This window comes from Azospirillum tabaci (genome assembly GCF_014596085.1).
GTDB lineage: Bacteria > Pseudomonadota > Alphaproteobacteria > Azospirillales > Azospirillaceae > Azospirillum > Azospirillum tabaci.
In genome coordinates, this window is record NZ_JACCJY010000028.1 from 78,196 (window position 1) to 84,868 (window position 6,673).

A 6,673-nucleotide genomic window follows, 5' to 3' on the forward strand; every position below is an offset into this window, starting at 1 on the left:
CCCCGCTTTCGGCGGACCTTCGGTCCGCCTGCCGCGTCAGCGCAAACCTTCGGTTTGCGCTGACGCAGGGGAGGGAAATGGTAACGGCGGGCGTCAGGCCAGCTTCAATTCCTTGAAGAAGTCGTTGCCCTTGTCATCGACGATGATGAAGGCCGGGAAGTCTTCGACCTCAATGCGCCAGATCGCTTCCATGCCGAGTTCCGGATACTCGACGCACTCCACCTTCTTGATGCAGTCCTGGGCCAGACGGGCCGCGGCGCCGCCGATGGAGCCCAGGTAGAAGCCGCCGTGCGTCTTGCAGGCCGCGGTCACTTCCGGGCTGCGGTTGCCCTTGGCCAGCATGACCATCGAGCCGCCTGCCGCCTGGAACTGCTCGACGAAACTGTCCATGCGGCCGGCGGTCGTCGGACCGAAGGAGCCCGAGGCGTAGCCTTCCGGAGTCTTGGCCGGACCGGCGTAGTAGATGGGGTGGTTCTTGAAATAGTCCGGCAGCGGCTCGCCGGCGTCCAGTCGCGCGCGCAGCTTGGCATGGGCGAGGTCGCGGGCGACGATCAGCGGGCCGGTCAGCGACAAACGGGTGCGGATCGGATACTGCTTCAGCGTGGCGAGGATCTCGCTCATCGGCTGGTTGAGGTCGATCTTCACCACCTCGCCGGCCAGATCGCCGTCGGTGATCTCCGGCAGATACTTGGCCGGATCGGTCTCCAGCTGCTCCAGGAAGATGCCGTCCTTGGTGATCTTGCCCACCGCCTGACGGTCGGCCGAGCAGGAGACGCCGACGCCGATCGGCATGGAGGCGCCGTGGCGCGGCAGGCGGATGACGCGGACATCGTGGCAGAAGTACTTGCCGCCGAACTGCGCGCCGATGCCCATGGTCTGGGTCAGCTTGTGCACCTCCGCCTCCATGGCGAGGTCGCGGAAGGCGTGCGCGTCCTCACCACCTTCGGTCGGCAGGTTGTCGAGGTAGCGGGCCGAGGCCAGCTTCACCGTCTTCAGATTCTGTTCCGCCGACAGGCCGCCGATGACGATGGCGAGGTGGTAGGGCGGGCAGGCCGAGGTGCCGAGGTAGCGGATCTTGTCCTCGAGGAACTTCAGCAGCCGGTCCGGCGCCAGCACCGACGGGGTGGCCTGATGCAGGAAGGTCTTGTTGGCCGACCCGCCGCCCTTGGCCATGAACAGGAACTTGTAGGCGTCCTCGCCCTCCGCGTAGATCTCGACCTGGCCCGGCAGGTTGTTGCGGGTGTTCTTCTCCTCATACATGGAGATCGGGGCGAGCTGGCTGTAGCGCAGGTTGCGCTTCAGGTAGGCGTCGCGGGCGCCTTCCGACAGGGCTGCCTCGTCGCCGCCCTTGGTGAAGACGCGGCGGCCCTTCTTGCCCATGATGATGGCGGTGCCGGTGTCCTGGCACATCGGCAGCGTGCCGGCGGCGGCGATGTTGGCGTTCTTCAAAAGGTCGAGCGCCACGAACTTGTCGTTCGGCGAGGCTTCCGGATCGTCGAGGATCGCGCGGATCTGGCCGAGATGGCCGGGACGCAGCAGGTGGTTGATGTCCTTGAAGGCCTCTTCGGCCAGCAGGCGCAGGCCCTCCGGCTCGACCTTCAGGATCTGCTCGCCGTCGAACTCGACGACCGAGACGTGATCCGAGGTTAGCTTGCGGTAGACTGTGTCGTCCTTGGCCAGCGGAAACAGCGTCGCGGCGCCGCGGGCGGGGCTGATGTCATCGGGCATTCGGGGGGCTTCCTTCCTGTTTTTGGGTCACAGGCCCCGATGCGGCGCGCGGCAGCGCGCAAAAGGGCCAGGGCCACGCTCGCGCACCGTTATACACCCCTGCGCCCGGCGCACAACGGGAACGGAACGCCCTGCGGCGATAAGGAAAGGGCGTTGCCCCAGCTTGAAAAGGATACGGCCCGGACCCACCGCCGAAGCGCTGGATGCCGGGCCGCAACAATTCAGCATCGACGAGAGCTTATGCAGCGCTCTTGAACTGCTCTTTCAATTCTGATTGACCGTCGGTCACCGGCTCCGCCGGGGCGCCGGCCCATTCGGTGTGCGCCGGGATCTCCTCGCCCTTCATGACCAGGGTCAGCGGGCCGAGATGGGCATAATCGCCGACGCTGGTGTCGTACAGCACGGTGGACCCGGCGCCGATGGTGACGCCGCGGCCGACCTTCACGCAGCCGACCTTCATCACGCGGTCTTCATAGAGGTGCGTCTGGAGGGCCGACAGCGCGTTCACCGCGCTGTGGTCGCCGACCGACACGCAGTCGAACTCCGTGATGTCGGTGGTGTCCATGAAGACGCCGTCGCCGAACTTCGTGCCGAACAGGCGCAGCACCCAGGGCAGCATCGGCGTACCGCGCAGGTGGTCCAGCAGCACCTTGCCGGCGAGACCCCAGTAGAGCACCGCCACCGCTTCGGTCTTCATGGCCCACCAGGACCACATCGGCTTCACGGTCGGCGCGTAGCGGCCCATCAGCAGCCACTTCACCAGGATCACCACCGCCACCATGGCAACCGGAATGGCGACGCTGACGGCCAGGAACTGCGCCAGGAAGGCGCCGTAGCGCTGCTCCAGGATGGCCGGGGCGAACAGTTCCACCGCCAGCGTGCCGAAGGTGATGAACAGCATCGTCGGCATCGATAGGCTGAAGGCCTCGAACACCGCGCGGCACAGGCGGCGGGCCTTGGACGGCTCGTAGGTCCAATTGGCGCCGACCCCGTCGAAGCGCTGGCGCACCGGCAGCTTGATCGGCGGGCTGCCGAACCACGTCTCCCCGGCGGACATCGCCTCGTTGGCCGGCGGCTTGGACTTGATGCCGATCAGCGAACCGGTGGGGATGCTGGCCCCCGCCGGCACCACCGCGTCGTTGCCGACGAACACGCGCGCCTCGGTCTTCACCGGCTTCAGGAACATCCAGCCGCGGCGGATGTCCTCATCGCCCAGAACCACCTCGTCGGCGATGAAGCACTTCTCGCCGATCTCCACGAGGTCGTAGCGCCCGGCGAGGTTGGTGGAGATCTCCGCGTCCTTGCCGATCTTGGCGCCCATCAGCCGGTACCACGCCCGCATGTAGACCGTGGCGTAGAGCGAGCTGAGCGTGTCCAGCATCACCTCGGTGGACAGCGCCACCATCCATTTGCGCAGGTAGAAGCCGCTGTGCACCGAATAGGTGCCAGCCTCGACGCGCGGCAGGACGATCCAGCGCACCGCGGCGATCATGCAGACCGTCACCGCGACCAGCGCCATGGCGGTCGGCCAGGCGATCAGCGGCAGGTAGTAGAGATAGCTGACGCCGAAGGCCGACCCCAGCACCCCGTCCAGATTGTCGAACAGGTAGAAGGCCGGAAAGATCGGCATCAACGAGATCGGCGGCAGGGCGAGCAGCATCACCGTGTAGAAGGCGGCGTTCAGCCCGCGGCGCAGCCGTCCGGCGGTCGCCGTGGCCGGCAGCTCCGTCCGGTCGACGCTGCCGACGTGGCGGGCGGGCGAGCCGTCCCAGCGTTCATAGGCGCCGGTGCGGGCGCCGGCGGGCAAGGCGGTCAGGTCGGCCAGTTCCGTGCCGTGACCGATCACCGCGTCCATGCCGATGACGCAGGACGTGCCGACATAGGCGTCGGCGCCGATCTCCACCGCTCCGATGACCAGCTCGTTGCCGATCACCTCGGCGTTCGCCAGCTTCACCTTGCCGCCGATCGAGGCGCCGGCGCCGATGGTGACGAGGTCGATGGCGCCGGACTCGAACTCGCCGATCAGCGCCTCGTCGCCCACCTTGGCGCCGAGCGTGCGCAGGAGGACCCGCATGACCGGCGAGCCCTGGAACCACTTCAGATGGACAAGGCTGATGAAGCGCTGCGCCAGCCACCAGCGGTAATAATAGGCGCCCCACAGCGGGTAACGCCCGGGTTTCGTCCGCCCGATGACCAGCCACTTGGCCGCGACGGCGATCACCACCGTGGCGGCGTTGATGATCATGTAGACGCCAAGCAGCGTGACGATTTCCTGAAGGAAATTGGCGTCCTCGCCCGACAGCAGCATGTAGCTGACGAACACGCCCAGCCACTGCGCCGTCATCAACGCCAGGATGAAGGGCAGGGCCGCCGCCTGCGCCGCCCCGCACAGGAAGCGGCGGAGCAGGGGAGGCGGTGTGAAGAAGCGGTCCTTGCGCTCTACGTTGCCGCCGTTGCCGCCGCGCGGCGCGCGGGCGTCCAGCCGCTCGGCCATGGAGCGCAGGCTGCGGGCGCCATAGACGTCCTGCAGGGTCAGCCCGTCGAGATGCCGGGTCTCCCGCACCGCCGACACGAACCGCGCGGCGAGCAGTGAATGCCCGCCGAGGTCCATGAAGAAGTCGGCCTCCAGCGGCACCGATTGGCCGGGAAAGACGCGCTTGGCGGCCTCCAGAAGGGCGGCTTCCGTCGGGGTCTGCGGTTCATCCTGTTCGCCGGGGCCGGCGTCGTCGGTCAGCGGAGCGGCCTGCAGCGCCTTGCGGTCGGCCTTGCCGGAGGTCAGGCGGGGCAGGCGGTCCGTCACCTCGAAATGCGACGGCACCATGTAGCTCGGCAACTGGGCGCGCAGCTGGTCGCGCAGCGCCGACTTGTCCAGCGCGGCGCCGGCTTGCGGCACCACGAAGGCGACCAGCCGGTCCAGCCCGTTGTCGTTGCGCAGCACGACGGTGGCTTGGCTCACGCCGGCCATGTCGGCCAGCTTCGCCTCGATCTCGCCCAACTCCAGCCGGAAGCCACGGATCTTCACCTGATCGTCGATGCGGCCGTGGAACAGAAGGTTGCCGTTCGGGTCGATGCTCACCGCGTCGCCGGAGCGGTAGAGCACCGGGTCGTTGCCGTGGATGGCGAAGCTGTTGCGGATGAACTTCTCGGCGGTCAGGTCCGGTCGCCCCAGATAGCCCTGCGCCACGCCCGGCCCACCGATCAGCAGTTCGCCCTGGGTGCCGGGGGCGGCCAGCGCCATCGCCTCGTCCACCACATAGCAGCTGTAATTCGGGATCGGCCGGCCAATGGTGACCGGCTCGTCCGGACGCACTTCCGCCACGGTGGCGACCACGGTCGCCTCGGTCGGGCCATAGCTGTTGAAGATCGTCCGACCCGGACGGCACCAGCGCGCGGCCACCGCGGGCGGGCAGGCCTCGCCGCCCAGAATGATGACGCGCAGGCTCGGCACGTCCTTGGGCAGCATGGCGAGCAGCGTCGGCACGGTGTCCAGAACCGTGATTCCGGCGTCGTTCAGGACGTCAGCCAGCCGGTCGGCCTCGTCCAGCACCTGTCGGCTCGCCACCCAGAGCGTCGCGCCGGCCAGATACGGCACGAAGATCTCTTCCAGTGACAGGTCGAAGGCCACCGACGCGCCCTGAAAGGCGACATCCTCGCCGGTGATGCCGTAGAGGCTGTTGGCGGCGCGCAGGTAATGGCAGATGTTGGCGTGGCTGATGACGATGCCCTTGGGCTTGCCGGTGGAGCCCGAGGTGTAGATCGCGTAAGCCGGATGATCGCGGGTGACGCCGTCCGCGCGCAGGTCGGGCGCGCGCTCATCGTCGGAGGCAAGGTCCTCCAGCCGCAGGGCGGGCACAGCGAGCCCGGTCGCCTTCGACGCGGTCACGGCGTCCACGAGAATGGCGGGCGCGGAGCAGTCGGCCAGGCTGACCGCCACGCGTTCGGCGGGCGCGTCGGCGTCGAAGGGCAGATAGGCAGCGCCGGCCTTCAGAATGCCGAGAAGCGCCACATGCAGATCAAGCGACCGCGTCATCCACAGCCCGACGAAGGTCCCCGGACCGTAGCCACGCGCGCGCAACGCGTTGGCGACACGGTTCGCCCGAGCTTCCAACTCCCCATAGCTGACGCGACGCCCGTCAAACAGGATGGCGGTCCGCTCCGGCATGGCCCGCGCGGTGTCCGCGAAGATGTCGGACAGCAGTTCATCCCGAAGCAGCTCCGGCATCGCGCTGCCCCGCAGTACGCCGGAAACAGGGAGAGAGGAAAGGGGAGTGGAGAGGGCATCGTTCGAAGATTCGGACGAACGATGGCCGGCGCCCGGGGCTTCGACCAAGGTCGGCGTGCGAAGCAATGTCACGCTTGTCAGCCTTTATAAAATGGTTCAGCGCAATCGCGGCGGTCGGACCTGTGTCTGATGGTCCCGGCGGTCGGCTGGCGGCTGCTTTGTGCCGTTGTGCAACCTTACGGGATTTTGGTTAACGAACCATTGATTACTGCCGCGCCCAAGCTGAAGGCCCCTTCAGCCGGTGGTCAGACTATGCGGCCCTCTGCGTGGCACGACCAATGAAAAGGGTGTCATGTGCGTTCCGACAGGGCGGGAGAAAAATCGCCTGGGGTCGAAAAAAGTGCTTGCCACCCCCGGGGCACCCCGCATATAAAGCGCCTCCCGACGCGGTGGCCGCCAACGAGGCGCCGACGGGTCGGGAACACAGAGACATTCTGGCCCTGGCGGCCCACTCCTTCAAGGGAATGGGCGCGGGGTGTTGCGGTTCTCCTGGGGCCGCGGGATCTTGGATATCGTTGATACCGTGTTGTGAGAAGGGATGCGCAGGCGGCGGTTTTGGCCGTTGGCCGCGGACCGGTTCCGGATGGGACTGGCATCGCGGGTCGCTTGAGCATCTCGGTCAAGCAGTAAGAGACTTCAGTTTCGAAAGCTTGGGTGAGGTCG

At 67.2% G+C, this 6,673-nt stretch carries 2 protein-coding genes; both read right to left on the reverse strand.

Annotated features, from left to right (window positions below; translation table 11 throughout):
• Positions 1-93: 93 nt before the first annotated feature.
• A complete protein-coding gene (locus H0B54_RS22625) occupies positions 94-1,728 on the reverse strand; it encodes a fumarate hydratase (protein ID WP_188262189.1) in 1,635 nt (544 codons plus the stop codon).
• 238 nt (positions 1,729-1,966) lie between these two features.
• Entirely contained in the window at positions 1,967-5,950 is a 3,984-nt protein-coding gene (locus H0B54_RS22630; RefSeq protein ID WP_188262190.1) for a Pls/PosA family non-ribosomal peptide synthetase, read from the reverse strand.
• Positions 5,951-6,673: the final 723 nt, after the last annotated feature.

What these genes read in the sequence shown, in the direction of transcription:
- H0B54_RS22630 (WP_188262190.1), bottom strand. Translation starts at nt 5,950, where the DNA reads ATGCCGGAGCTGCTTCGGGATGAACTGCTGTCCGACATCTTCGCGGAC.
- H0B54_RS22625 (WP_188262189.1), bottom strand. Translation starts at nt 1,728, where the DNA reads ATGCCCGATGACATCAGCCCCGCCCGCGGCGCCGCGACGCTGTTTCCG.